21 protein-coding genes are annotated in these 24,666 nt (G+C 72.2%); 11 read left to right on the top strand and 10 right to left on the bottom strand.

The genetic code is table 11. The annotated features are described in order from the left end of the window. The first annotated feature begins 181 nt into the window (after window positions 1–181). Window positions 182–1,411, top strand: a complete 1,230-nt coding sequence (locus OG711_RS34695; protein ID WP_329562583.1) for a Cmx/CmrA family chloramphenicol efflux MFS transporter — start codon at window positions 182–184, stop codon at window positions 1,409–1,411. 238 nt (window positions 1,412–1,649) lie between these two features. Here the strand turns inward: OG711_RS34695 and OG711_RS34690 are convergent, their stop codons facing one another. Continuing rightward, window positions 1,650–2,429, bottom strand: coding sequence for an SDR family NAD(P)-dependent oxidoreductase (locus tag OG711_RS34690; protein WP_073795697.1), 780 nt, complete (start codon window positions 2,427–2,429; stop codon window positions 1,650–1,652). Window positions 2,430–2,660: 231 nt separating this feature from the next. Between OG711_RS34690 and OG711_RS34685 the strand changes: the two genes are divergently transcribed. The 4 genes from OG711_RS34685 to OG711_RS34670 all read left to right on the top strand — a co-directional run bounded on the left by OG711_RS34685 (window position 2,661) and on the right by OG711_RS34670 (window position 6,066). Then, window positions 2,661–3,530 (top strand): universal stress protein, encoded by an 870-nt coding sequence (locus OG711_RS34685; protein ID WP_329562580.1) that lies wholly within the window; start codon window positions 2,661–2,663, stop codon window positions 3,528–3,530. Between the two features lie 102 nt (window positions 3,531–3,632). Further along, window positions 3,633–4,442: an alpha/beta fold hydrolase gene (locus OG711_RS34680; protein WP_329562578.1), complete on the top strand. Its 810-nt coding sequence runs from the start codon at window positions 3,633–3,635 to the stop codon at window positions 4,440–4,442. Then, window positions 4,442–5,710, top strand: coding sequence for a PP2C family protein-serine/threonine phosphatase (locus OG711_RS34675; RefSeq protein WP_329562576.1), 1,269 nt, complete (start codon window positions 4,442–4,444; stop codon window positions 5,708–5,710). Before OG711_RS34680 ends, OG711_RS34675 begins: the two co-directional genes overlap by 1 nt. Further along, window positions 5,707–6,066, top strand: a complete 360-nt coding sequence (locus tag OG711_RS34670) for an STAS domain-containing protein (protein WP_073795708.1) — start codon at window positions 5,707–5,709, stop codon at window positions 6,064–6,066. The genes OG711_RS34675 and OG711_RS34670 overlap by 4 nt, the downstream gene beginning before the upstream one ends. 111 nt (window positions 6,067–6,177) lie before the next feature. Here the strand turns inward: OG711_RS34670 and OG711_RS34665 are convergent, their stop codons facing one another. Further along, on the bottom strand, window positions 6,178–6,657 hold the full coding sequence (locus tag OG711_RS34665; protein ID WP_073795710.1) for a hypothetical protein: 480 nt from the start codon (window positions 6,655–6,657) through the stop codon (window positions 6,178–6,180). A gap of 706 nt (window positions 6,658–7,363) precedes the next feature. Here OG711_RS34665 and OG711_RS34660 point away from each other — a divergent pair. After that, on the top strand, window positions 7,364–9,055 hold the full coding sequence (locus OG711_RS34660) for a VanW family protein (RefSeq protein ID WP_073795713.1): 1,692 nt from the start codon (window positions 7,364–7,366) through the stop codon (window positions 9,053–9,055). 196 nt (window positions 9,056–9,251) lie between these two features. On the opposite strand, the gene OG711_RS34655 is transcribed toward OG711_RS34660, so the two are convergent. Then, window positions 9,252–11,306, bottom strand: a complete 2,055-nt coding sequence (locus tag OG711_RS34655) for a neutral/alkaline ceramidase (RefSeq protein WP_329562572.1) — start codon at window positions 11,304–11,306, stop codon at window positions 9,252–9,254. 286 nt (window positions 11,307–11,592) lie between these two features. Here OG711_RS34655 and OG711_RS34650 point away from each other — a divergent pair, with 286 nt between their 5' ends. From OG711_RS34650 to OG711_RS34640, 3 genes are all read left to right on the top strand, one after another. Continuing rightward, entirely contained in the window at window positions 11,593–12,663 is a 1,071-nt protein-coding gene (locus tag OG711_RS34650; protein ID WP_329562570.1) for an LLM class flavin-dependent oxidoreductase, read from the top strand. Further along, window positions 12,660–13,250, top strand: coding sequence for an FMN reductase (gene msuE / locus OG711_RS34645; protein ID WP_073795719.1), 591 nt, complete (start codon window positions 12,660–12,662; stop codon window positions 13,248–13,250). Before OG711_RS34650 ends, msuE begins: the two co-directional genes overlap by 4 nt. Window positions 13,251–13,414: 164 nt before the next feature. After that, a complete protein-coding gene (locus OG711_RS34640) occupies window positions 13,415–14,488 on the top strand; it encodes an ABC transporter permease (RefSeq protein ID WP_329562568.1) in 1,074 nt (357 codons plus the stop codon). 140 nt (window positions 14,489–14,628) lie between these two features. Here the strand turns inward: OG711_RS34640 and OG711_RS34635 are convergent, their stop codons facing one another. The 3 genes from OG711_RS34635 to OG711_RS34625 all read right to left on the bottom strand — a co-directional run bounded on the left by OG711_RS34635 (window position 14,629) and on the right by OG711_RS34625 (window position 17,623). Continuing rightward, a complete protein-coding gene (locus OG711_RS34635; RefSeq protein WP_073795722.1) occupies window positions 14,629–15,150 on the bottom strand; it encodes a MarR family winged helix-turn-helix transcriptional regulator in 522 nt (173 codons plus the stop codon). Between the two features lie 114 nt (window positions 15,151–15,264). Beyond that, window positions 15,265–16,335 (bottom strand): MBL fold metallo-hydrolase, encoded by a 1,071-nt coding sequence (locus OG711_RS34630; protein WP_329562566.1) that lies wholly within the window; start codon window positions 16,333–16,335, stop codon window positions 15,265–15,267. Window positions 16,336–16,435: 100 nt separating this feature from the next. Then, complete coding sequence (locus OG711_RS34625; RefSeq protein WP_079185194.1) at window positions 16,436–17,623, bottom strand: NAD(P)-dependent alcohol dehydrogenase; 1,188 nt, start codon at window positions 17,621–17,623, stop codon at window positions 16,436–16,438. 615 nt (window positions 17,624–18,238) lie between these two features. Between OG711_RS34625 and OG711_RS34620 the strand changes: the two genes are divergently transcribed. Beyond that, window positions 18,239–19,705, top strand: coding sequence for an aldehyde dehydrogenase family protein (locus OG711_RS34620; RefSeq protein ID WP_073795725.1), 1,467 nt, complete (start codon window positions 18,239–18,241; stop codon window positions 19,703–19,705). A gap of 95 nt (window positions 19,706–19,800) precedes the next feature. On the opposite strand, the gene OG711_RS34615 is transcribed toward OG711_RS34620, so the two are convergent. The 4 genes from OG711_RS34615 to OG711_RS34600 form a co-directional block, all read right to left on the bottom strand. Further along, window positions 19,801–20,280, bottom strand: a complete 480-nt coding sequence (locus OG711_RS34615; RefSeq protein ID WP_073795728.1) for a nucleoside deaminase — start codon at window positions 20,278–20,280, stop codon at window positions 19,801–19,803. Between the two features lie 97 nt (window positions 20,281–20,377). Beyond that, window positions 20,378–21,346, bottom strand: a complete 969-nt coding sequence (locus OG711_RS34610; RefSeq protein WP_329562563.1) for a carbon-nitrogen hydrolase family protein — start codon at window positions 21,344–21,346, stop codon at window positions 20,378–20,380. Continuing rightward, a complete protein-coding gene (locus OG711_RS34605) occupies window positions 21,343–22,218 on the bottom strand; it encodes a nitrilase family protein (RefSeq protein WP_329562562.1) in 876 nt (291 codons plus the stop codon). The genes OG711_RS34610 and OG711_RS34605 overlap by 4 nt, the downstream gene beginning before the upstream one ends. Then, window positions 22,215–23,663: a purine-cytosine permease family protein gene (locus tag OG711_RS34600; protein WP_329562560.1), complete on the bottom strand. Its 1,449-nt coding sequence runs from the start codon at window positions 23,661–23,663 to the stop codon at window positions 22,215–22,217. The genes OG711_RS34605 and OG711_RS34600 overlap by 4 nt, the downstream gene beginning before the upstream one ends. 371 nt (window positions 23,664–24,034) lie before the next feature. Here OG711_RS34600 and OG711_RS34595 point away from each other — a divergent pair, with 371 nt between their 5' ends. Next, complete coding sequence (locus OG711_RS34595; protein WP_073795737.1) at window positions 24,035–24,619, top strand: helix-turn-helix domain-containing protein; 585 nt, start codon at window positions 24,035–24,037, stop codon at window positions 24,617–24,619. Window positions 24,620–24,666 lie beyond the last annotated feature (47 nt).

The following is a 24,666-nucleotide window of genomic DNA, read 5'->3' as shown; positions in this document are numbered from 1 at the left end:
TCTCAACGGCCCCGCGCCATGCGCGCCTTGGCCTCCGGCGGCCTTCCGCCAGTTCTGAAGCGGTTGCTTCAAAACATGCTAGCGTCCTTCGGGCCGGGCACACCGCGACGTCGAACGCCGCTGTGCCGTATCGGCGTTGACCTGTCCACCGCGGCACCGCCCGTACACCGGAGGAACACTCATGCCCTTAGCCGTCTACGTCCTCGGACTGGGGATCTTCACCCAGGGAACCTCGGAGTTCATGCTCTCCGGGCTGCTCCCGGGGATGGCCGACGATCTGGGTGTCTCGATCCCCGACGCCGGGTTGCTCATCTCCGCCTTCGCGATCGGGATGGTCGTCGGCGCGCCCCTGCTCGCCGTCGCCACACTGCGCTGGCCGCGCCGCACCGCGCTCGTCGCCCTCCAGGGCGTGTTCATCGCCGCGCACGTCGTCGGCGCGCTGGCGCCCGGCTACGGGCCGCTGTTCGCCACCCGGATCGTCAGCGCCCTCGCCTACGCCGGGTTCTGGGGGGTGGCGGTGGCGACGGCCGTGGCGCTCGTACCGGCGGACGCGAAGGCCAGGGCCGTCGCGGTGGTGGCGGGCGGACTGACCCTGGCCACCATCGTGGGCGTCCCGGCGGGTACGGTGCTCAGCCAGTTCGCCGGATGGCGCGCGGCCTTCTGGGGCGTCGCCGTCCTGACCCTCGTCAGCCTCGTCTGCACGGTGTTCGCCGTGCCCGGCGGCAAGGGCGCGCGCGAGGAGCCCCGGACGGTCCGCGCGGAGCTGCGGGCCATGCGGCGGCCCCAGCTGTGGCTCTCGTACGCCGTCACGGCCTTCGCCTTCGGCGCGGTCATCGTCACCTTCAGCTATCTCGCCGCGCTGCTGACCGGCGTGAGCGGGATGTCCGAGGGGTGGGTGCCCGTGGTGCTGGCGCTGTTCGGGGTCGGCGGGCTGGTCGGTATGACGATCGGCGGACGGCAGCCCGAGGAGCGGTCCGTGCCGACGCTCGTCGCCGGACTCGCGGTGCTGACCGTGGCCTCCGCCGCGCTCGCGCTCACGGCCCGGCACACCGTCGTCACCCTGGTGCTGGTCTTCGTCCTCGGCCTGGCCGGATATGTCACCAACCCGGCCCTCCAGGCCCGGGTCTTCACCCTCGCACCGGGCGCCCCGACCCTCGTCGGCGCCACCAACACGGCCGCCTTCAACATCGGCAACACCCTGGCCCCGGCACTGGGCGGCGCGACGATCGCGGCGGGCTGGGGCTATCCCTCGGTCGCCTGGGTCGGCGCCGCGCTCGCCCTCCTCGGACTCGCCGGGGCCCTGTGGGCGGGGGCGCTGGAGCGGCGCGACCGCCGTACCGGCATACCCGCCGTACCGACGGCGTCCCGGCGGGCGGCCTCCCGGCGGACGGCGGAACACGCCGACGCCTGACGGTGTCCGCGCCGCACCCGGTCCTCGGGAGGGGACCGGGCGCGGCGGGGCGGGACGGTGCGTGGCCGGTCGGGGCGTCGACGGTCGCGGCGTCGACGGTCGCGGCGAAGCGGGTCAGCGGGCCACCGGTCCGCACGTGGTCGGTCAGTGGGTCGCCGGTGGACGCGGTCGCCGGGCGGAGGGCAAGCCGATCGGAAGGCCGTCGGTCCGCGCGTCGCCGGGTCGGTGGGCCGCATGGTCAGTGGGTCGAGAAGCCGCCGTCGACGAAGAGGGACTGGCCCGTCACATAGGCGGACGCCCCGCTCGCCAGGAACACGGCGGCGCCCGCGAAGTCCTCGGCCAGGCCGTTGCGTCCGACCATGGTGCGGGCGGCGAGCGCCGCGACCCGGTCGGGGTCGGACGACAGCCGCTGGTTGAGCGGGGTCATGACGAAACCCGGTACCAGGGTGTTGCAGGTGACACCGTGCGGTGACCACGCCTCGGCCTGCGAGCGGGCCAGCGACTCCAGCGCGCCCTTGGAGACGCCGTACGCGCCGCTCTGCACGAACGCCCGGTGCGCCTGCTGCGAGGTGATGTGGATGATCCGGCCGAATCCCCGCGCGGCCATCCCGGGGCCGAAGCGCTGCCCCAGCAGGAACGGCGCCTCCAGGTTCACGGCCATGGTGGTGTCCCAGACGTCCTCGCCCAGCTCACCCAGCGGAGGACGGAGGTTGATGCCCGCGCTGTTCACCAGGATGTCCGGCTCCCCGAACACGGCCGCCGCCGCTTCCGCCGCCGCGCGCACCCCCTCGCGGGCGCTCAGATCGGCGCTCACCCAGGCCGCCTCGCGGCCCTCGGCCGTCAGCTCGGCCACGGTCGCCGCGAGTTCCGTCTCGCCGCGCGCCACGATCACCACCCGGGCGCCCGCCCGCGCCAGCGCCCCGGCCACCGCCCGGCCGATCCCCGAGCTGCCGCCCGTCACCAGGGCCACCCTGCCGTCCAGTGAGAACAGCTCCGAGAGGTACGTCACCGAGGTCATCCCGGCAGCCTAGTGGTGAGCCCCGCACGCCCGCCGGTGGGTACCGGGCGGCGGCGGGAAGGCGCCCGCCCTCGTGGGATCCGGCACGGCCGCCTGGGACGCCAGGGCGGCCCCGACCGGCCGGTTCCTGGATTCGGGACGATCGGCCCTCCCCCGGCGGGCCATGATCCGGAAGGCTGCGGGGAGGGGCGGTAGCGTTGCCGCTCCGTCGCGTCACAAGGAGGCATGGCAATGGCCCGCGCAATCGCTGTTGGGGTGGACGGCTCACCGGAGAGTCTGGCGGCCGTCGACTGGGCGGCCCATGAGGCGGCCCTGCGGCGGCTCCCCCTGCGTATCGTCCACGCCCCCTGGTGGGAGCCGCGCGACGTCCCGTTGACCGGCGGCGGGGACGCCCTGAGCCGCGCGGCCGAGGCCGTCGTGACGAAGGCCGACGCACGGGCGGCCGAGGGGCGCCCGGAGCTGGAGATCAGCTCCGAGGTGGTCGCCGAGGACCCGGTGGACGCCCTGCTCGGCGCCGCCCGGACGGCGGAGATGCTGGTGCTCGGCTCCAAGGGACAGGGCCCCGTCCTGGGCTTCCTGCTCGGCTCCTACGGCCGGCAGGTGATCGCGGAGGCACGGCACCCCGTGGTCTCCGTCCGGTCCCCCGGGGACAGGCCGCCGCCGCGCGCGGGCGAGGTCGTCGTCGGCCAGCAGGGCAGCGCCGAGGACAGCGGACCGGCGCTCGCGTTCGCGTTCGCGGCGGCCGCCGCGCGCGGCGCCGCCCTGCGCGCGGTACGGGCCTGGAGCCTGCCGCCGCTGCACGCCTACAGCTCCGAGTTCCTGCGGCTCACCGACGAGGCCGGCGGGCTGGAGCCGCTGGAGCGCAAATCCCTGCGCGAGGCCCTGGCGCCCTGGCGCGAGAAGTTCCCGGACGTCCGCGTCGTGGAGCATGTGGAGATCGGCAGCGCCGGTCAGGTCCTGCTCGCCGCGTCCACCGGGGCACAGCTGCTGGTCGTGGGGCGCAGGGCCCGGTACACGCCCATCGGCGGCCGTATCGGTTCGGTGGCGCACGCGGCGCTGCACCACGCCCCCTGCCCGGTGGCGGTGACCTCGCACCACTGACGGTTCCGGCGGGGCGGCGACCGGGGTGCCGGGGCCGACGGCGCGCGCACCCGGTGGCATGCTCCGCGGGCGGCCCGGGCGGTCTCTGCGAGTATGTGCCATATGGATGTGCGGAGCAGGAACCATGTGACGGTGTCGGGGCGGCCCGGCGGCCCTGTGGTGATGCTGGCGCACGGGTTCGGGTGCGACCAGAACATGTGGCGGCTGATCGTGCCGGCGCTGGAGCGCGACTTCACCGTCGTCCTCTTCGATCATGTCGGCGCGGGGAACTCGGACCTCTCGGCATGGAGCCGGGAGCGGTACTCGACCCTGCACGGATACGTCGACGACCTGCTGGAGCTGTGCCGGGAGCTGGCACTGGGCCCGGTGACGTTCGTCGGGCACTCGGTCAGCGCCATGATGGGGGTGCTGGCCGCCGCGAAGGAGCCCGGGGCGTTCACCGGGCTCGTCCTGCTGGCCCCGTCGCCCTGCTTCATCGACGACCCGGACACCGGCTACCGGGGCGGGTTCAGCGCCGAGGACATCGACGAGCTGCTGGAGTCGCTCGACGCCAACTATCTGGGCTGGTCGGGTGCGATGGCGCCGGTCATCATGGGCAACCCGGAGCGGCCGGAGCTGGGCGAGGAACTGACGAGCAGCTTCTGCCGTACCGACCCGGAGATCGCCAGGGTCTTCGCCCGGGTCACCTTCCTGTCCGACAACCGCGCCGACCTCGCCGGGGTGACGGTGCCCACCCTCGTCGCGCAGTGCTCCCGTGACGCGATCGCCCCGCCCGAGGTGGGCGCGTTCGTGCACGCGCGGATACCGGGCAGCCAGCTCGTCACGCTGAACGCCACCGGACACTGCCCGCAGCTCGCCGCCCCCGACGAGACCGCCGCGGCGATCGCCGCGTTCGCGGGAGGCACCCCGTGATGAGCAGGACCGACGACGACCAGAACGGTCCGAGAAAGGACGAGGCCCCGGGGGACGAGCAGGCGCAGTTCTCCGCGCTGCTGGAGGACAGCGTCGAGGACCTCTACGAGCACGCCCCCTGCGGCTATCTCTCGACCCAGCTGGACGGCCGGATCGCGAAGGTCAACACCACGCTGCTGGACTGGCTCGGCTACCGGCGCGGTGACCTGGTCGGCCGCAAGCACTTCTCCGACCTGCTGACCGTCGGCGGCCGGCTCTACCACGAGACCCACTTCGCCCCGCTGCTGCGGATGCAGGGCGAGATCAGCGGCATCGCCCTGGAGCTGAAGGCCGCCGACGGCACCCGCCTGCCGGTCCTGGTCACCTCCACCCTGAAGAGGGGCAGCAACGGGCAGCCGCTGCTCGTCCGCACCACGCTCTTCGACGCCCGCGACCGGCGCGCCTACGAGACCGAGCTGCTGCGCGCCCGCAAGGAGGCCGACCAGGAACGCGACCGCCTCCGGGTGCTGGCCGCCACCTTGCAGAAGACGCTGCTGCCGCCGGCGCTGGAGAACATGCCGGGCCTGGATGTCTCCACGCACTACCATCTCGCCTCCCCGGACGAGGTCGGCGGCGACTTCTACGATCTCTTCCCCCTGGCCCCGGACACCTGGGGCCTGTTCCTGGGCGATGTGTGCGGCAAGGGCGCCGCCGCCGCGGCCGTCACCTCCCTGGCCCGCTACACCCTGCGCGCCGCCGCCGTCTACGACCCCGACCCGGTGGCCGTGCTCGGCAACCTCAACACGGTGCTCAACCACGAGTACAACGGTGCCGATCCCCGGTTCTGCACCGTCGTCTTCGGACTGCTCACGCTCGACCCCGAGAAAGGCGGTTTCCACATCACCCTGGCCGGTGGCGGACATCCGCCCGCCCTGCTGCTGCGGGCCGACGGCACCGCCGACTTCCTGCCCACCCCCGGCGGACAGCTCATCGGTGTCCTGCCCGAGGCCCATATCGCCACCACCACCGTGCGCCTCGCCCCCGGCGACACCCTGCTGCTGTACACCGACGGCCTCACCGAGGCCCGCACCGACGCCACCTCCGGCGGCGGGGAACGCTACGGCGACGACGCCCTTCTCGACTTCGCCCGCGCGCTGGCCCCCGCCACCGCGTCGGACACCGTCGACGCGGTCCGCGGCCTGCTCGACACCCTCGGCACCGGCGTGGACGACGACACCGCCGTCCTCGCCGTCCACGCGCCCCGGCCCCCCGGTGAGGAGCAGCGGTGACCAGGCAGCTGACCGTCCGTACCCGCAGCACGGCCGCCGGGCCGGTCGTCGCGGTCGCCGGGGAGCTCGACCACCTCACCGCGCCGGAGGTACGCGCCGTCCTGCCCGGACTGGCGTTGTGTCCGGGCCAGCAGCTGGTCGTCGATCTGGGGAGCCTCACCTTCTGCGACTCCACCGGCATCACGGTCCTGCTCGCCGCCCGCAACCACGCCCTGGCCGCGCAGGCGACCATCGCGCTGGCCGCGGTCCCCGACCGGGTCAGCCGGATCTTCCGCATCGTCGGCCTGGACCAGGTCTTCCCGACCCATCCCACCGCCCAGGACGCCGAAGCCGCCTGGCGCCCCACGCCGCGCTGACCGTCGGGCGCCCCTCGGCCCACGGCTCCACGAAGACGTACGTCTCAGGCGCCCCTCGGGTGCGCCCCCGCGAGGCGTCACGGGAGCGCCCGTGGTCCGCGCGGCCGTCCGTCAGGCGACCGGTGCGCCGTCGGCCTTGGTGGACGACGCGGTGACCGGCACCGGGCAGTCGGCCACCGTGCGCAGCCGCCGCACCAGGGCGTGGACGAGCAGCGCCAGTGAGGCGATCGCGAGCAGGGGCTGCGCGGGGGCCCAGTAGGACAGGGCCCCGCTCGTGCCGAGGGCGAGGACGACGAGCTTGTTGCAGACCGGGCAGCCGACCGCGAACGCGGACAGCAGGGCGGCGGCGACGGCGCGCGGTCCGCGCGGACCCCTGGCCCGGACCGCGGGCGGCTGACCCACGTACGTCGCCACCAGCAGTCCCACGAGCAGCGAGGACAGCGCCCAGACCGGGTAGTTCCACCAGAGCACGGCGGTCATCCGGGCGTACAGCGGGGTGTCGACGACCCCGGTCGGAATCCCGATCGCCGCACCGGCGGCCACCGTCACCGCCGCCGCGGCCAGCCATTGACGTGCTGTCCAGGTCCGCATCGGTCCGCCTCCCTCAGCTCCGTGCCCGTCGCCGTGGCACGTGCTACCGCGTACGCGTGGTCGCCGTGGAGTCCTCCCGGCGCGACGCATGTGGGAACCACCTTAGTAGATCCGTTGATCATCGCACTCCCTCCCCCGGCCGCCGGTACGGCTCACCGCACCCGCAACAGGCGCCGCCGGTCCGGATCATGGGGGTCGCCGTTCATGATCCGCCGCCCGGTACGACCGTCACGATCCGGCCATTGATCTTCTACACACCGTAGTAGGTCGGCGCGGGCCGCGAGCGCGGTGCCGGGTACGGCGCCCGTCGCGGGGTTCGCGCTGGAAGGCGCGGAAGCGGGGTGCTCCCGTGTCGGTCTTGTCACGCCCACCGGGGAGGGCGGGGCCGGGGGTTTCCACGTCCGGCGCGGTCGGCGGCCCGGCGCGCGGCGCGGGGCAGCGGACGGCCGTCATCTCACGGCGTGCGAACTGCCGCCGGGTGAGGGCCCGCAGGCCGGGCGGGCGGGGCCGGGCCGGGGGCGCTGGGACGGTGTCCGGGCGGCGAAGCGGGGAAGGCGACGGTAGCGGCCGGTGGGCCGGTGGCCGGTTATCCCTACCTCCGTTTCTTACTATTCGCTTACTTATGGCACGGTAGCGTCCAGTGCGTTCGTCACACCGGCCGGGCCATGTCCGGACTGATCCGTGCCGGTCATCTTCTGGGAGTCCCATGCGCCGCCGAATACATCCCGCCGCCGTCGCGAGTGGCGCTGTCGTGCTCGGCGCGGGGGCCCTCTATCTGACCGGGCTGCTGGTGACCGGCGACGAGGCTCCCTCCGGCACCACGGTGCGCGGGGTGGACCTCGGTGGGCTGAGCCAGCCGGAGGCCAAGGAGAAACTGGACCGGGAGCTGGCGGCCACGGCAACGGCCCCGCTCACGGTGACCGTCGGGGACCGTACGGACCGGCTCGACCCCGCGGCGGCCGGGCTCCGGCTCGACACCGAGGAGACCGCCTCCCGCGCGGTCCGCTCCAGCTACGACCCCTTCACGGTGATCGGTGATCTGTTCACCTCCCGTGGCGGCGCGGTCGACCCCGTGCTCGCGATGGACGAGGACGCCACCCGGGCCGCCCTGCGGGGGCTCGCGGAGAAGCACGACCGCAAGGTCCGTGAGGGCGCCGTCTCCTTCAGCGAGGGCGCGGCGAAGGCGGTACGGCCGGTCACCGGCCAGACGCTGGACATCGACGGATCGGTCGACCCGGTGCGGGACGCGTACTTCGCCGAGAACCCCGGGCGGATCGAGCTGCCCGTGGAGGAGAAGGAGCCGAGGATCGGCAAGGCCGAGACGGACCGCGCGCTGCGCGAGTTCGCGCGGCCCGCGATGTCGGCGCCCGTCACGCTCACCACCGGTGAGGGGCGCGTCACGATCGACCCGGCGACGTTCGGCGATCATCTGACGATGCGGCCCGACGACAGTCAGCGTCTCGTCCCGCGTCTCGACGAGAAGGGCCTGTACAAGGACCCGGCCGTGGCCGCTTCGGTACGCGCGGTGACGACGGAGCCGGTCGACGCCACACTTCGCGTCGTCGGCGAGCGCGTCGAGGTGGCGCGGGACGGCAAGCCGGGGCAGAAGGTCACCGCCGAGGCCCTGGGCAAGGCCGTGCTGCCGCTGCTGACCGGCTCGGGACCGGAGCGCATCGGCAAGGTGGACACCGTCCTCTCCCAGCCCGAGCTCACCCGGGCGAAGGTCGCGGAGATGGGGATGACGGAGAAGGTGTCGTCCTTCACCGCGAACTTCGAGCGCGCCGAGTACCGCACGAAGAACATAGGCCGGGCCGCCGAGCTGATCAACGGTTCGACGGTGCTGCCCGGGGAGACCTGGAGCTTCAACGACACCGTGGGCGAGCGCACCACGGAGAACGGTTTCGTCGACGGCATCATCATCCTCGACGGCAAGTACACCAAGGCCGGTGGCGGCGGTGTCTCCACCGTGGCGACGGCGATGTTCAACGCGATCTTCTTCGCGGGGGTCAAGCCCGTGGAGTACGGCGCGCACTCCTTCTACATCGAGCGCTATCCGGAGGGCCGGGAGGCCACGGTGGCGTGGGGCAGCCTCGACCTGAAGTTCACCAACGACTCGGGCAAGGCCCTGTACATCGCCACGGAGGCCACCGACACCTCGGTGACGGTGACCTTCCTCGGCACCAAGAAGTACGACGCGGTCGAGGCGAGCAAGGGACCGCGTACCAATGTCCAGGAGCCGAAGAAGCTGCCCGGCGCGAAGAAGGACTGCCAGCCGCAGACCCCGTTGGAAGGGTTCGACGTGACCGTCGAGCGGATCTTCATCGACGGTGGCAAGGAGGTCAAGCGGGAGCCCTTCAACACCCGTTACACCCCGCGCGACGAGGTCACCTGCGACTGATCCCGCCCGGGAGCGCACGGCACCGGGACAGTCCCCGCCGGACCGGTACCCTCCGCCGCACCCGCACCCGATACCCGGACCCGGATCGTCCACCGACGGCCGCCCCGCGCAGCACTTCGCGCGGGGCGGCCGTTTCGGTCCCGTCCTTGGATCGTCGCAGCAGGTCCGTCCGCCGGGTCCCGGCCCGCCGGTGGCGTCAGCCGACGGTGAAGGTGCCGGATGTGCCGGTGAAGGGGGTGATCCGGCCCCAGAAGTTCTTCGCGTCGCCGTGGTGGACGAAGCGGTAGGTGCCCGCCGGGGTGCCGGGGCCGATCCGCCAGGTCAGGGTCGCCTTGGAGGTGCCGAGCACGGCGTTGAGCCGGGTCCAGCGGTAGGTGGTCGCCCAGTCGCCGTCGTCCAGTACACGTTCCCAGCGGCCGTCGACGAGCCGCTGCACCTCCAGGAAGGTGCCGCCGCGCCGCAGGTTGTTCTTGGGATGGCCGGTGACGAACGCGGCCGTCGCGGTGGCCCCGCGCGGATACGACGCGGCCGGCGGGGTCAGCACCTCACCGTAGGAACGGCCGGCGGGCGGGCTGTCGAGGACCACACCGGTCTGGAGGTTGATCTGGCGGCCCGACTCGTCGGGCGGGGTGGCGCCCCCGGGGATCGGGGTGCCGTCCCGCAGGGAGGCCGCGACCTTGGCGAACTCCTGCTGGTACGCGGGCAGGGTGTTGCGGCCGTAGAGGGTGGAGCCGCCCTCGTAGTTCTGCGCGTCGTACTCCTCGGGTGTCGTCGCGTACTGGCTGTAGGAGTTGGCGTAGCCCTGGAGGAGGACGCGTTCGAGGGGCACCCCGAGTTCCCGGGCGACCGTGCGGCGGACCCGCAATCCCGCGGTGATGGTGAACTCCCCCGGTGCGGCGACCAGATGCAGCGGTCCGAGACGGACGATCTGGAGCGGCAGGATACGCGGGGTCACGGGGTACAGACCGCTCATCAGACCGGTGGGGACGAGGCTCGCCTTGGGGTACTGGCAGCTCTTCAGCCAGGCCGGCACCTCGGTCCTGAGCGATTCGGCCAGCGACGCGACGGGGCTGCGCATGCCCTCGGTGAAACCGGGGAGCGCGGGTCCGTCCTCGACACTGCCCGCGAGGGTGGAGGCGCCGACGACGGCCGGACAGGTGCGCTGGGGGCGGCCGTCGGTGGTGTACGCGCCGGAGACGGCCACGTTCTCCATGTCCACGTGGGTGAGCCGGGCGTCGACACCGCCGGGGGCGGGGGCCGCGTCCTCGAAGACCTCGCGGGCCTTGGTGAACTGCCGCTCACCGATGATCCGGGTGTTCTCGAACTCGTCCTCCGTGGGGCCGGAGCCGGGCCGCAGATTCAGATTGGGTGACATGTCACCGGCGTTGGTGTTGGCGAACGCGGCGACGAACCCCGGGGTGTCGTCGAGATAGCGCACCCCTTCGTGGTCGTGTTCCCAGGTGTAGGCGGCGTAGCCCTTGTTGTCCGGGCTGATCAGGGTGTTCTTGTTGGTGACCGAAGTGTTGTGGGTGGCGAACCAGCTGATCGCGCCCGCGTCCTTGTCGCCCTGGCGCAGCCGGAGCACGGTCATCGCGGGGTCGATGGCGTCGGGGAAGGCGGCCTTGTCGGCGGCGGGGTTGCGGTCGAAGGCGGACCGGGAGCGGTTGACGCTCGCGTCGGTGAGGGTGCCGGTGCCCACGGCGAGGGTGCCGGGCCGCAGGTCCTCGTGGGCCGCCACGACGGACTCGACGATCCCGTCGACCACCGCCTGGTAGGTGCCCTTCTGGAAGCCCAGCACGGACAGGTTGTAGGCGAGGTGGTGGGAGTAGCCGCCCGGTCCGGAGTGGGTGTGGTTGGCGGAGAGCAGGACGTTCTCGCCGCGGTAGAGATCGCCGTACCGCTCGCCCAGCCGGTCGAGGACGCCCTGGCGGACGGACTGGAAGATCATCGCGAGGTCGGCGTTGACGTACACCACACGCCGTCCGCTCGCGCGGTCCGCGACGACGAAGGCCCGGGAGCGCAGCCGCTGGTGGATGCCGGAGGTCTTCTGGTCGAAGCTGGAGTAGCCCATCATCCCGGTCTCCGCGGCCTCCCCGGTCACATCGGAGATGCCCCGGCCGACGAGATAGGGGGCGTCGGCGTCCGCGGCGGCGGCGGGCGGGGGCGGGAGGGTCAGGGGGACCGCGGCGACCGTCGGGACGAGGACGAGCGCGAGAAGTCCGCGTCGGAGACGGCGGGACGGGGGCGGCATGGAACCTCCTGTGCGCGCTGATGCGCTGGGGACGTCATCTCGGACACGGTCTGTGTACGGCTCAACCACCCGGAGCACAAGACCGCCGACGGCGGGAATCCGGTCGGGGGCGCTGTCCGGCGCGCGGCGGGGGATGTGCCTGTGCCGGGTGGGGGCGGGATTTTCGAGTCGTTCCTGGTCGGGGGACATGGCTCCGCCGGGCCCGGGGCCTGCGGGAATACGATCAGGGACTCACCATGTTGTTCGTTGCGCAACTAATAAATCGACGCGCGGAGAGATCCGAACCATGGCTTTTGAACTGGGCATCTACCACTTCGGCGAGCTGACGCCCGACCCCACCACCCACCAGCCGCCCGCCCCGGGTACGCGACTGCGGGAACTCGTGGAGCAGGCGCGGACGGCCGACGAGGCGGGGCTGGACATCTTCGCCGTCGGCGAGCACCACCGTACGGACTTCGCGGTGTCCTCCCCCGCCGTCCTGCTGGCGGCGATGGCGGAGAACACCCGCACGATCAAGCTGTCCAGCGCGGTCACCGTCCTCAGCTCCGACGACCCGGTACGGGTCTTCCAGCAGTTCGCGACGCTCGACCTGCTGTCCGGCGGCCGGGCGGAGATCATCGCGGGGCGCGGCTCGTACATCGAGTCCTTCCCCGTCTTCGGCTACGACCTGAACGAGTACTCGGAGCTGTTCGCCGAGAAGCTGGACCTGCTGCTGAAGCTGCGGGAGGAGAACCCGGTGACCTGGCGGGGCTCGCTGCGGCCCCCGCTGATGAACGCCGACATCACCCCGCGCCCCGACCGTGAGCTGCCCGTCTGGGTGGCGGTCGGCGGCACGCCCGCCTCGGTGGTGCGCGCCGGGCGCCTCGGACTGCCGCTGTCACTGGCGATCATCGGGGGCAGCTACCGCCAGTTCGCGCCCTTCGTCGACCTGTACCGCAAGGCCGGGGCCGAGGCGGGGCACGCCCCGGAGAAGCTCAAGGTCTCCGTGAACTCGCCCGGCTTCGTCGCCGCCACGCATCAGGAGGCCGTCAAGGTGTCGCATCCGTACTTCCAGGCCGGGTGGATGGCCAACCACCATCAGCGCGGCCAGGGCGTCCCGATGCCGAAGATGGCCTATGAGGCGCAGGCGACCCCGGCGGGCGCGTTCTTCCTGGGCAGTGTCCAGGAAGTGACCGACAAGATCATGGCCCAGTACGAGGTGTTCGGCCACGACCGCATGATGATCCAGCTCGGCTTCGGCAATGTGCCGCAGCGTGAGGCGCTCAAGTCGATCGAACTGCTCGGCGCGGAGGTCGCGCCGGTGGTCCGCAAGGAGATCGCCTCGCTGGAGGCGTCCGCGGCGCGGGTGACGGCATGACCGCCGCCCCGCTGCGGGTCGTGGCGGTGGTGGGCACGCTCAGCGCCCCGTCGAGGACGACGGCGCTGGTGGAGCTGATCCTCGCGACCCTGGCCGCGCGGACCGCCGTGGACACCCGGCTGATCGAACTGCACACCTTGGGGCCGGCGTTCACCGGGGCGACGGACCGGGACCAGGTGGACGACGAGGTCGCCGACGCGCTGCGGGCGGTGGAGGAGGCCGATCTCGTGATCGCGGCCACCCCCGTCTTCCGGGGCTCGTACACGGGACTGTTCAAGCACTTCTTCGACCTGGTCGACCAGTACGGACTGGCCGCGAAGCCCGTGCTGCTGGCGGCCACCGGCGGCAGCGACCGGCACGCGCTGGTGATCGAGCACGCGATGCGCCCGCTGTTCGGCTTCCTCCAGGCATGGACCGCCCCGGCCGGGATCTATCTCAACTCGGGCGACTTCGACGGGACGACGATCCTCAATCCGGAGGTGTACGAGCGGATCGAGATGGCCGTGAACGATGTGGTGCCCGTCGCCGGAGCGCTGGCGGCCGTCCGGGCCGGGAACGCCGCCCCGGTGGGCCCGGTACACGTTTGACCCTCTCCCCCCACCCCTCATATAGTTCGTTGAGCAACGAAATATATGAGGGGTTTGTCCATGCCGGGAAGCGGCCCTGGACGCCCTCGACGGCCGGTGCCGCCCGCTCGGGCCTCCCCCGCGGCCACTCCGCCTCCTGCCGTCATCAGTGAGGAACAGTGATCATGCCCCAGACCCCGCCAGGCCCCCTGCGGACCGACGAGCAGCCCACCCGACCGATGCCCATGGCCCCGCCCGCGGACACCCCGCCGGACCCGCCCGGACCCCGCTGGACGTCGTTGGCCCGGCCGGTCCTGCTGCCGGTGGCCGTGGCCGTGGCGATCGGCGCGATCTTCATCGGGGTGTACCTCTCCGCGTTCCACGCCCCGGTGGCCCGGGATCTGCCGGTGGCCGTCGTCGGCGGCGCCGCGCAGACGGCGACGGTACGGGAGGAGCTCGCCGGATCGCCGTCGGGCACCTTCGAGGTGCGCGCAGCGCCAGACACCGGGTCGGCCCGCGCGGCCGTGGAGACGGGTGAGGTGTTCGCCGCGTACGTCCCCGGGGAACGGAGCGCCCAGCTGCTGTTCGCAGGGGCCCACGGTCCGGCGGTGATCACCCTGGTGACGGACGAGTTCGGGGATGTGGCCCGCGCCGGCGGCCTCACCCTGACGACGACCGACGTCGTCCCCGCGTCCGCGCAGGACACCCGGGGGCTGGCCGTCTTCTACACGACCTTCGGTCTGGTGCTGGCGGGCTATCTGTTCGGGATCATGTCGTGGCAGCTCGCACCCGGGCTCTCCCCGGGGCGGCGGCTGGTGGGACTCGCGGCGTTCGGCGGCGCCGGCGGGCTGGCGGTGGCGTCCGTCGTCGGGGCGTTCGGGGCGCTGCCCGCGCCGTTCGCCGGGGTGGCCGCGCTCGTGGGCCTGGTGGCGCTGGCCGTGGGGGCGTCCACGATGCTGCTGGTCCGGGCGCTGGGGGTGCTCGGGTCGAGCGCCGCGGCGGTGCTGTTCATGACGATCGGCAACGCGACCAGCGGCGGCAGTCTGCCCGCCGAGTTCCTTCCCGGCTGGCTGGAGCCCTTCTCCCGGCTCCTGCCGGTCGGGGTGGGCGTCCGCGCGGTGAACGGGCTGGCCTACTTCGACGGCGACGGGGTGGCCACCGGGGTCGTCGTCCTGGCGCTCTGGGCGGCGGCGGGTGTCGGCGGTCTGCTGCTGGTGGAACGCTCCCGCGCCCGCGGGGCGGCGGCACGGACGGGCTGACGACGCCTCGGCGCGTGGGAAGGCCCCCGGTCCTGGGACCGGGGGCCTTCCCACGCGCCGAGGGGGGCTTCATACGCGCCGAGGCGGAGGCGGGAGTCCGCACCGAGGGCGGAGGCGGGAGCCGTCCGGCCCGGCCGGGGTCAGCAGGCGTCCGAACGGTCGTCGAAGCCGAGCGTGCGCCAGATGTCGGCGAGCCCGGCAAGCTGCTCGTCGCTGAGCTTGTCGAGGAACTCACCGCGCAGATTGGTCAGATGGACCTTCCGGGCACGCCGGTACGCCTTCTTGCCCGCCTCGGTGAGGACCGCGTCGAAGCCCCGGGCGTCGGTGGGGCACTTCTCCCGCACCACCAGGCCCTGGCGTTCGAGGTCGTCGACGATACGGGTGAGTCCGCTGCGGCTGATCAGCAGGGACGCGGCGATGTCCTTCATCCGCACCCGGCCCCCGGCCGACTCCGCGAGGGTCAGCAGCACCTCGAAGGAGGACATCGGGATGCGTTCGGCGGCGACGAGTTCCGCGTCGAGGGTGCGCAGCAGCTTGAGATGGGTGGAGAGGAAGCCGAGCCACACCGCCCGCTCCGTGTGGTTCAGGGCGCGCGAGGGTGCGCCCCGCCGTGGTCCGGCCGGGCCGTCCTCGCTCGTGGCGTTCTCGGTGTTCAGGCTCATCGCCCCTCCGCTGATGTGGTTCCTGGCCCATGGTATCGGGGGTCCGGGACGCGGGCGGCCCGGCGGAGGGTCTCCTCCGCCGGGCCGCCTCCCCGGGTGTCCCTCCTCGTCAGGTCAGGCGCCCGCCTTGGGGAGGATCAGCTTCTCGAAGCCGGAGACCATGCCGTACTCAAGGCGCAGGGCCTCCAGCACGGAGTACGCGTGGTACTTGGTCATGACGTCGGCACCGGCGAGACGCTGGGCCCAGGTCTGGCCGTTGTCGGTGACCTTCTCCAGGGTCTTCTTGGTGACGTAGTTGGTCATCTCGTTGAAGTAGTTCTCCCACAGGACCCAGGCGTTGGAGAATCCGATCTTCTCGATGTACTCGAACTCCTGGCCGTGCGACAGGGCCTCCTTGGAGAACTCGACGATGTCGTTGGTGTAGTCGCGGGACGCCTTGGCGTCCTCGGGGGTGCCGTAGCGGTTGACGTGGCCGGAGACGACGGCCTTGAAGTCGTAACCGAGGATCCAGTCGTGGGCCTCGGCCCAGCCGCGGATGTTCTCGGAGGCGTCGCAGTGCTTGAAGGCCGACCATCCGGGGCTGATAATGTCGATCGCCGCGAGGGCCTTCTGCTGCGGGGCGTAGATGAAGATGTTGCCCGGGGTGTGGTTCACACCGTGGTAGTCGAGGTTGAACCGGACGCCGTTGACGTCGAGGGTGTCGCTCTCGGTGATCGTGTCGGTGGGCACGGGCAGTCCGCGCTCGCCGCCGAGGTCGGGCCAGCGCTGGATCATCTCGCGGGTGTAGTCGTGCGCGATGACCTTGGGCTTGTCGGCCGCGAAGATCCCGGCCGCGCCGATGTGGTCGGAGTGCCAGTGGCTGTAGATGAGATGGGTGACGGGCTCGTCGGTGACCTCGGCGATGGCGCGCTTGAGGTTCTCGCCGAGCAGCGGCGGGGCGTCGACCACGACGACACCGTTGCCGGTGCGCACGAACATCGTGTCGTAGGCGCCGGAGGTGACGTAGTAGGCGCCGTCCTGGATCTCTTCCAGGTGGTAGCCCTTGGCGATCCGGTCGGGGAGGAAGAGGGAACCGTAGCCGTCGGCGGGGATGGGCCGGTAGTCGGCGAGGGTGTTCAGCGGCATGCCCGCGGCGCCGAGCTGGTGGCGGTCGGTGGGTGTGCCGGGCTTCTGGAAGTCGGTCATGGTGATGTCCTCTGGAGGGTCGTACGGAGGAGCTGGGCGCGGGTCGCGCGAGGGCTCCGGGTCGGCGGCGACGGCACGGGGGTGCCGCCGGGGTGTCCGGTCAGGACACGTCCGGGTCGCCGATGCGCAGCACGGGCTTGATGACAGCTCCGGTCCGCGTGTCTTCGACGGCTTCGTTGATCTCGTCGAAGCCGTAGGGGGTGATCAGCCGGTCGAAGGGGAAGCGGCCGGCCTTGTACAGCTCGATCAGCTGGGGGATGAAGAGCTGCGGAACGGAGTCGCCCTGCGCGATACCGCGGACCGTGCGTCCGCCGAGGAGGGCGTTCATGTCCACCTCGGCGCGTGCCCCGGCGGGTGCTCCGCCGATCAGCGCGGCGGTGCCGAGCGGCGCGAGGGCGTCGACGGCGAGGGTGAGCATCTCGGGGCGAGCGGTGATCTCCAGGACGTAGTCCGCGCCGCCGCCGGTGATCTCGGCGATCCGGGCGGCCGTGTCCTCGTCCTTGGCGTTCACCGTGTGGGTCGCGCCCAGCTCGGCCGCGAGGGCGAGCCGCTCGGGGACGATGTCCACGGCGATGACCGGGGCGGCGCCGGTGGCCTTGGCGGCCATGACGGCGGCGAGTCCCACGGTGCCGGTGCCGATGACGACCACGGACGCGCCCGCGGGAATCCTGAGGGAGTTCAGGACCGCGCCCGCGCCGGTCTGGAGTCCGCAGCCGAGGGGGGCGAGCAGTTCCAGCGGGATGCCGTCGTCGACCTTGACGACATTGCGCTCGGTGGCGAGGGCGTGGGTGGCGAAGGAGGACTGGCCGAAGAAGTGGCCGTGGATCTCCCCGCCCCCGGCTTCCGGGGTACGGCGCAGCGCGTTGCTGCCGTCCAGCCGCGCCCCGCCGAAGTTCGCGGGGAACGAGACGGCGCAGTACGCGGGGTTGCCGCTGCGGCAGGGGCGGCAGTGGCCGCACGCCTGGTAGGACATGACGACCCGGTCACCGGGTGCCACCGAGGTGACACCGTCCCCGACCCGCTCCACGACGCCCGCGCCCTCATGGCCGAGCACCGCGGGCAGCGGGACGGGCAGCGCCTGGTCCCGGACATGGATGTCCGTCTGGCAGACGCCCGTCGCGACGACCTTGACCAGGACCTCGTCGGGCCGCAGGGCCGTGTCGAGTTCGAGGTTCTCGAAGACGAACGGCGCTCCCTTGCCCTCGGTCACCGCCGCCCGTACGGGCGTGATGGAGGCACCGGACGTGCCCGGTGCGTGCGGTGCGGGGGAGCCCGCTGCTACCGCCATGATCGATTCTCCCAACCGGATGCGCTCCCCGGGCGGGCGGTCGGCTCCGGGCGGGGGCGGTGATCCCTCAGCCGCCTTGGGCGGCGTGGTACGGAGGGCCGGATCTGCTCCGGCGAGGGCGGGAAGGGCGTCCCGCCCTGTCCCGTCCGACCTCCATTTAGTTCGTTGCGCAACGAATAATAGACACGCCGCAGAGCCAGGGTCAAGCGACTCCCCGGACCGGGGATTCCGATCCGCGAACACCCGGAATATCCGCCCCCCACCCGGCGCTTCAGCTGTTACGCTTCGTTGCAGAACGAACTATATTGCCGAGTGAACACCCGACTGCACACCCGGGTGAGCCCGGCCGACGATTCCTGGAACGGCCGCCTCCACGGCTGCCGACCGCCCGTCGGCGCGGTACGGCGCTCACCTGACCAGCGTCTCTCCGAACCCCGCGGCACGCACCCCGTGGCCACCGGCCCCACCGGGGCCGGCGCACCGGGCACCGTGTCCGCCGGACCCGTCCGGAGGGCACGCGCGGCGAAGGGGGACGGACCGCACCCCGGCCCTTCCCCTCATCTCTCACCCCTCTCCCCTCTCCCCCGCATCCGAGCGACCTCCGAGGAAGACCCCATGAGCACCGAACCCCAGGACACGCCCTACGCCCGCAACCACATCGACGGCGTCTGGACCGACTCCGACACCATCCGGGAGTCCGTCGACCCGGCCACCGGCCTGACCCTGGGCCGCTACGCCGACGGCGGCCCCAAGGAGGCCCGCGCCGCGATCGACGCCGCCCGGCGCGCCTTCCGTACCGGCGGCTGGTCACGCGACCGGGATCTGCGGGCCAAGGCCCTGTTCGAGATGTCGGACCGGATGGCCGCGCGGCGCGACGAACTCGTCGCCCTGCTGTGCCAGGAGAACGGCAAGATCCCGTCCGAGGCCGCGCTGGAGGTCGATCTGACGATCTCCAAGATCCGTTACTACGGCGCCCTGGCGCTCACCGAGTCGGGCCGCGCCTCCGAGGTCAAGCCGGGTCTCTACTCGATGACCCTGCGCCAGCCGGTCGGGGTCGCCGGGGTCATCGCCCCGTGGAACTCCCCGGTGATCCTCTCCGTGCGCTCCTTCGCCCCGGCGCTCGCCGCGGGCGCGACGGTGGTCCTCAAGCTGCCCGCGCAGACCGCGCTCACCAACAGTCTGCTGTTCGAGATCATCGCGGAGACCCCGTCGCTGCCGCGGGGCGTGTTCAACGCCTTCACCGAGTCGGGCAGCCAGGGCGCGCGGCTCATCGTCGCCGACCCGGGCGTGGACGTCATCAGCTACACCGGCAGCACCCGCGTCGGACGCTCGATCATGGCCGACGCGTCCGCCTCACTGAAGGGGATGTCCCTGGAACTGGGCGGCAAGACCCCGATGATCGTCTTCGACGACGCCGATCTCGACGCGGCCGTGCCGGTCCTCGCCAAGGCCGTCACCACCTTCACCGGACAGTTCTGCATGACCGGGAGCCGCATCCTGGTACAGCGCGGGATCGCCGACGAGCTGCGCTCCCGGCTCTCCGCCGCGCTGGAGGCGGTACGGGTCGGGCCGGGCACCGATCCGGCGAGCGAGATGGGTCCGCTGGTGGACCACGCCAACGCCGACCGGGTCGACCAGGTGGTCGCGGACGCCGCCGCGTACGCGAAGATCCTCGTCCGGGGCGGCCGGATCACCGAGGGTCCGCTGGCCGCCGGGGCGTTCGTCCGGCCGAGTCTGGTGGAGGTCGAGGACGTGGAGCGGCCCATCGTCCAGCAGGAGGTGTTCGGCCCGGTCGCCACGTTCGAGGTCTTCGACGACGAGGCCGACGCGATCAGCCGTGCCAACGCGACGGAGTTCGGTCTCGCGGCGAGTGTGTGGTCCCGGGACGTGGACCGGCCGCTGCGGGTGGGGCGGGAGCTGGAGGCCGGCACGGTGTGGGCCAACACCTGGGCCGTGATCGTCGACCAGATGGAGGAGGGCGGCTTCAAGCAGAGCGGGGTCGGGCGCCTCAACGGCGAGCGCGCGCTGGAGGAGTTCCAGGAGATCAAGCACTTCGTCCACGCCGCCCCCAAGCTCCCCTGACCCGGGCCGGCCTGTAGGTGAGCCGGTGCGGGTACTCGGTGGGTGCGCGCACCGGGACGAGTGGGGCCGGGCGGAAGCACCCGGGGCCCGCCGCGTCAGGGCGCTCCGTGGAAGCGGTGGTGCAGGGCCCGGACCTGGTCCACCAGGGCCGGTACCGGACCCTCCACCCGCGCACCGGGCACGACGTCCCGGATCGGCAGGGCGCTGACAGGGGCGGGCGGCACACCCCACTCGGCGAGCCAGCCCGCCAGTTGCGCCGAGGAACAGATGTAGACGATACGGCCGAGGCCGACCCAGCCATGGGCCGCCGCGCACATCGGACAGTGCTCGCCGGAGGTGTAGACCGTGGCCGCCGCGCGGTCCTCCGGACGCAGACGCGCCGCGGCCCAGCGGGCCAGTTCGAACTCCGGATGACGGGTTCGGTCCCCGGAGGCGACCCGGTTGTGATCCTCGAAGAGGACGGCGCCGCCGCCCGCGACGAGGACGGAGCCGAAGGGCTCGTCGCCCGCCTCCAGTGCCTCGGTCGCCAGTTCCACACAACGCCGCAGATGCGGCAGGTCGGCGTCCTCCACCACAGGTGCCTCCTCGCCGGGAAGATCGTCCTTCCAGGCTACCCGGCCGATGAGGCGCGTTCACCGGGCTCTTCGGCCGGGGAGGCACCGGGCCGGGCGGTCACTCCGTGAAGTCGACGCCCGTGCCGCGGCGGCGGCGGTCGACGGAGAGGCGGAAGATGTCGGGGCGGGCGTAGTGTCCGGCGACGTCCAGGTCGAGGGCCTCGCCGTAGCGGCTGCCGGTGTCGAGGGTCGTGGTGATCAGCCGGGCCTCGCCGTGGACGGGCGGCACGATCCAGGTCCCGTCCGGTCCGGCGATGCTGGAGCCGCCGTCGAAGAGCACCCCCTGCTCGGGGGCGTCCGGACCGACACCCGCCCGGAACGCGTCACGCAGATCCGCCGGGAGGTCGTCGGTGGTGAGGAACTGTCCGGCGGACACGACATGGCAGCGGCCCTCCAGCGCGTAGGACCGGGCCGCGATGGTGTGGCTCTCAGGCATGTCGGGCCAGAGCGCGACATGAAGCTCCTCGTCCTGCGCGTGCAGCGCGTGCCGGGCGAGCGGGTTGAAGTGCTCCCAGCAGATGAGCCCGCCGAGCCGCCCGGCGGGGGTGTCGACGACCCGCAGTCCGGCGCCGTCGCCCGCACCCCAGACGATGCGTTCGGTGTGGGTGGGCGACACCTTGCGGTGCAGGTTCAGGGTCCGGCCGTCGGGGCCGAGGACGAGCAGCGAGTTGTAGAGCGAGCCGCTGGTGCGGGTGGGGCGCTCGTTCAGCCCGAGGACCACGGTGACCCCGTGCTCACGCGCGGCGGCGCGGACCGGGGCGAGGTCGTCCTCGTCGCCGCCCTCGTGGTCGAGGACCGGGCTCTGTTCCAGCAGCCGCGCGTGCCAGTGGCGGGCCTCGGCGTCCCGCCATCCGGCGAGGCCGAACACCCAGGCCGGGTAGCAGGTGAGCCAGGTCTCCGGGAAGACCACCAGGGACGCCCCGGAGCGCGCGGCGTCCCCGATGTGGACGACGGCGCGGCGCAGGGACTCCGCGAGATCGAGGAGGGCGGGGGGCTGCTGGACGATGGTGACGGTCGTCCGGGTCATGACGGGTCCGATCCGGGGTGGGCGTACAGCGTGGGACGGCGGTCCTGGTGGACGTCGTTGTGTTCGCTGATGGACTTGTCGCGGGCCTGGGCGAGGTCGACCGTCGCGGTCAGGATCGCCTCCTCGCCCAGCCGCGACGCGGTCACCGGGTAGCCGTCGGCGTCGACGACGGTGCTGCCGCCGAGCCAGTCCTGGCCGCGTTCGGTGCCGACACGGTCGGCGACCGCGACGAACATACGGTTGACGGCGGCGTCGGCCTGGACGCGGACGATCTCGCCGGGGCGTTCGCCCTCGGGGCGCGGGTACAGCGGCCAGTTGACCGGGCCGCACAGCAGATCGGCGCCGTCGAGGGCGGCGAGCCGTACCCATTCGGGGAATTCGAGGTCGTAGCAGACCATGAGCCCGATCCGGCCGTGCCGGGTGTCGACCACCGGGGGGCGCTGTGAGCCGGGGGTGAAGCCCCAGGTCTTCTCACCGTTCCACAGATGGGCCTTGCGGTACGCGGCGCGCGGCCCGGTCTCGTCGACGAGGACGGCCGAGTTGTAGGTGCGGCCGTCGTCGCCGCGTTCGGCGAAGCCGCCGGCGATCACGAGCCGGAGCCGGGCGGCGAGCTCGGTCCACTCCCGGACGGTGGGGCCGTCGAGAGGTTCGGCGAGGGCGTGGAGCTCGGCGGCGTCCTCGAAGACGTAGCCGCAGTTCGCCAGCTCCGGCAGGACGACGATGCCGGCGCCCTGGGCGGCGGCGTCCTCGACGGCGGCGCGGATACGCGCGCGGTTCTCCTCGACGCGGCCGACCTGGAGGGCGAGCTGGCAGCAGGCGACCGTGACGGGCCGGGGCCCGGAGGGGGTGCCGACGGGTGCCGTCGGGGTCATCGCGGGGTTCCTTCCAGTTCGGCCTCGCTCGCGGCGCGGGCCTCGGCCTCGGCGCCGCGGTCGAGGTTACGGGAGAGGTACAGGTAGAGCAGCCCGGACACGGTCAGGCCGACGACGAACGAGAAGTCGGCGCCGCCGAGGGCGTCCGCGACCGGTCCGACGTAGAAGGTGGTGGAGAAGAACGGGATCATCGCGACGAAGCCGACCAGGTAGGCGGTGACCCCGCGCCAGGCCCAGCGGCCGTACATGCCGTCCGGCTTGAGGATCTCGGCGATGGCGTACTGGCCGCGGCGCACGAAGTAGAAGTCGACGAGGTTGACCGCGGTCCACGGCACCAGGAAGTACAGCATCATCAGCACGAAGTTGTTGAAGCTGCCGATGTAGTCGTCGGGGATGAGCAGCGCGACGACGAGCGAGATCACACCCACCACGATCAGCCCGACGACCCGGAGCCGGACGGTCGGACGGACCTTGCGGAAGCCGTCGAGGGCACTGGCGCCGGTGAGCATGGCGCCGTACGCGTTGACGCCCATGATGGAGATCAGGGCGAGCACCGAGGCGAGGACGACGATCAGTCCGAAGCCGGGGAACAGCAGGTCGCCGACCTCGCGCAGGGCCAGGATCGGGTCCGGGTCGGGCAGGTAGCTGGCGAGGATCGCGCCCAGCGACATCAGCCACACGGCGGAGAACGCGGCGCCCGTGTAGACGGCGGTGATCAGCTTGCGGGCGGGGGCGTTGCGCGGGAGGTAGCGGGTGTAGTCGGAGACGTACACCGAGTAGCTGATGTTGTATCCGGCGGCGAGGGAGAACTGCACGAGGAACGCCGTGGAGTCCCAGCCCGCGGTGGCGGCGGGGGCGCCCGCGGGGATCGGGTTGCCGGAGAAGTGCACGATGGCGACCACGGTGAGGACGGCGAACACCACGATCAGCAGATACGTCAGCCAGCGCTGCACGAAGTGCAGCAGGTCATGGCCGACGACGGCGATGACGATGGAGACCGCGATCAGCACCGGGTACCAGAAGAGCTTGCCGTCCGGGAAGATCAGCCCGAGGCCCTGTTCGGCGAGGACGGTGTCGAAGACGAGGAAGCCGACGTAGACGAAGACCGTCGCGGCGAACGGCACGGTGGAGCCGCGGCTGCCGAACTGCGCGCGCGACTGGATCATCTGCGGCAGACCCATCCGGGGCCCCTGGTTGGCGTGGAAGGCCATGAAGAAGGTGCCGACGCCGACGCCGAGCACGATGGCCAGCACGCTGTACCAGACGCTGAGTCCCATGGAGGCGCCGACGAATCCGGCGACCATCGTGGGGAGCACGAAGTTGCCGGTGAACCAGAACGGCCCCTGGTGCCACACCTTGCCGTGCCGCTCGGAGCTGGGGACGTAGTCGATCGAGTGCTGCTCGATCGCTCCTTCGCGACTGGTCGCGGTCTCTGGGGTAGACATCGTCGTCGTCCTATCCGTGGTGGTGGCGGTACCGGCCGGTCGTCCCGCGGGAGCCGTGTCGGGGGAGAGATGTGCGGAGACCTTCGTACGCCGGTGGGGCCACCGCGACCACGAGGACGCGCGGGGCGACCTGCGGGCGCGTGGGGCGCGATGAGGCGGGGACTCCGGCGCGAGGGGGGACGTCGCCGGTGTCCGGGGGGCCGAGCGGGGGTTCGACGGCGTTCATCGGAACCTCGGATCTGGTGCACGAGAAGTTACCTATACACAACAAAGAATGCTTATTAGGCAACTTGCATTCCGGGTAGTCTGGCTCCGGGTCATCACCCTGTCAAGCGTCGTCAGTGGGCCGATCGAGCTATCCGAGGACTGCCATGAAAGCGCTGCACCCGACGCCGTCGGCCGATCCGGTCCGCGTCGGCGCGCGGCTGCGCGCCTGCCGCAAGGACCAGGGGCTGACCATCGAGCAGGTGGCCGCCGCGGCCCAGCTGACCAGGGGTTTCCTCAGCCGCGTCGAACGCGACGAGACCTCCCCGAGCGTCAACACCCTGGTCACCCTGTGCCAGGTCCTGTCACTGCCCGTCGGCTCGCTCTTCGAGGACGCCGACACCGAGGTCGTCCGGCTGGCCGACGCGCCGCACATCAACATGGGCGGGCACGGGGTCCTGGACCGGATGGTCACCCCCCGCGCGCAGTCCAAGGTGCAGGTGCTGCGGTCCCGGCTGGAGCCGGGCGCGCACGGCGGCGACCAGCTCTACACGATCAACTGCGACGCCGAGGTCCTGCACGTCATCAGCGGCGAGGTCGAGGTGCTCTTCACGGGCCGCGCGGAACGGCTGGCCGCGGGCGACACCCTCACCTTCTCCGGCCGCGAGCCCCACAACTGGCGCAACGCGGGCGAGGGTCCCGCCGAGGTGCTGTGGACGTTCGTCCCCGCCGCGTGGAGCGGCTCGCGCTGACCGTCCGGCCGTGCCCCCGGGGCCGACGGGGAACCCGCAGGGGCGCC

The organism is Streptomyces uncialis (assembly GCF_036250755.1).
Taxonomy (GTDB): Bacteria; Actinomycetota; Actinomycetes; order Streptomycetales; family Streptomycetaceae; genus Streptomyces; species Streptomyces uncialis.
Note: the sequence above shows the minus strand (reverse complement) of the source record. Positions and strands in the feature narration are given on the sequence as shown.

What these genes read in the sequence shown, in the direction of transcription:
- OG711_RS34635 (WP_073795722.1), bottom strand. Translation starts at nt 15,150, where the DNA reads ATGAGCCTGAACACCGAGAACGCCACGAGCGAGGACGGCCCGGCCGGA.
- msuE (WP_073795719.1), top strand. Translation starts at nt 12,660, where the DNA reads ATGACCGCCGCCCCGCTGCGGGTCGTGGCGGTGGTGGGCACGCTCAGC.
- OG711_RS34695 (WP_329562583.1), top strand. Translation starts at nt 182, where the DNA reads ATGCCCTTAGCCGTCTACGTCCTCGGACTGGGGATCTTCACCCAGGGA.
- OG711_RS34655 (WP_329562572.1), bottom strand. Translation starts at nt 11,306, where the DNA reads ATGCCGCCCCCGTCCCGCCGTCTCCGACGCGGACTTCTCGCGCTCGTC.
- OG711_RS34595 (WP_073795737.1), top strand. Translation starts at nt 24,035, where the DNA reads ATGAAAGCGCTGCACCCGACGCCGTCGGCCGATCCGGTCCGCGTCGGC.
- OG711_RS34610 (WP_329562563.1), bottom strand. Translation starts at nt 21,346, where the DNA reads ATGACCCGGACGACCGTCACCATCGTCCAGCAGCCCCCCGCCCTCCTC.
- OG711_RS34650 (WP_329562570.1), top strand. Translation starts at nt 11,593, where the DNA reads ATGGCTTTTGAACTGGGCATCTACCACTTCGGCGAGCTGACGCCCGAC.
- OG711_RS34640 (WP_329562568.1), top strand. Translation starts at nt 13,415, where the DNA reads ATGCCCCAGACCCCGCCAGGCCCCCTGCGGACCGACGAGCAGCCCACC.
- OG711_RS34665 (WP_073795710.1), bottom strand. Translation starts at nt 6,657, where the DNA reads ATGCGGACCTGGACAGCACGTCAATGGCTGGCCGCGGCGGCGGTGACG.
- OG711_RS34625 (WP_079185194.1), bottom strand. Translation starts at nt 17,623, where the DNA reads ATGGCGGTAGCAGCGGGCTCCCCCGCACCGCACGCACCGGGCACGTCC.
- OG711_RS34605 (WP_329562562.1), bottom strand. Translation starts at nt 22,218, where the DNA reads ATGACCCCGACGGCACCCGTCGGCACCCCCTCCGGGCCCCGGCCCGTC.
- OG711_RS34630 (WP_329562566.1), bottom strand. Translation starts at nt 16,335, where the DNA reads ATGACCGACTTCCAGAAGCCCGGCACACCCACCGACCGCCACCAGCTC.
- OG711_RS34660 (WP_073795713.1), top strand. Translation starts at nt 7,364, where the DNA reads ATGCGCCGCCGAATACATCCCGCCGCCGTCGCGAGTGGCGCTGTCGTG.
- OG711_RS34680 (WP_329562578.1), top strand. Translation starts at nt 3,633, where the DNA reads ATGGATGTGCGGAGCAGGAACCATGTGACGGTGTCGGGGCGGCCCGGC.
- OG711_RS34675 (WP_329562576.1), top strand. Translation starts at nt 4,442, where the DNA reads ATGAGCAGGACCGACGACGACCAGAACGGTCCGAGAAAGGACGAGGCC.
- OG711_RS34600 (WP_329562560.1), bottom strand. Translation starts at nt 23,663, where the DNA reads ATGTCTACCCCAGAGACCGCGACCAGTCGCGAAGGAGCGATCGAGCAG.
- OG711_RS34685 (WP_329562580.1), top strand. Translation starts at nt 2,661, where the DNA reads ATGGCCCGCGCAATCGCTGTTGGGGTGGACGGCTCACCGGAGAGTCTG.
- OG711_RS34690 (WP_073795697.1), bottom strand. Translation starts at nt 2,429, where the DNA reads ATGACCTCGGTGACGTACCTCTCGGAGCTGTTCTCACTGGACGGCAGG.
- OG711_RS34620 (WP_073795725.1), top strand. Translation starts at nt 18,239, where the DNA reads ATGAGCACCGAACCCCAGGACACGCCCTACGCCCGCAACCACATCGAC.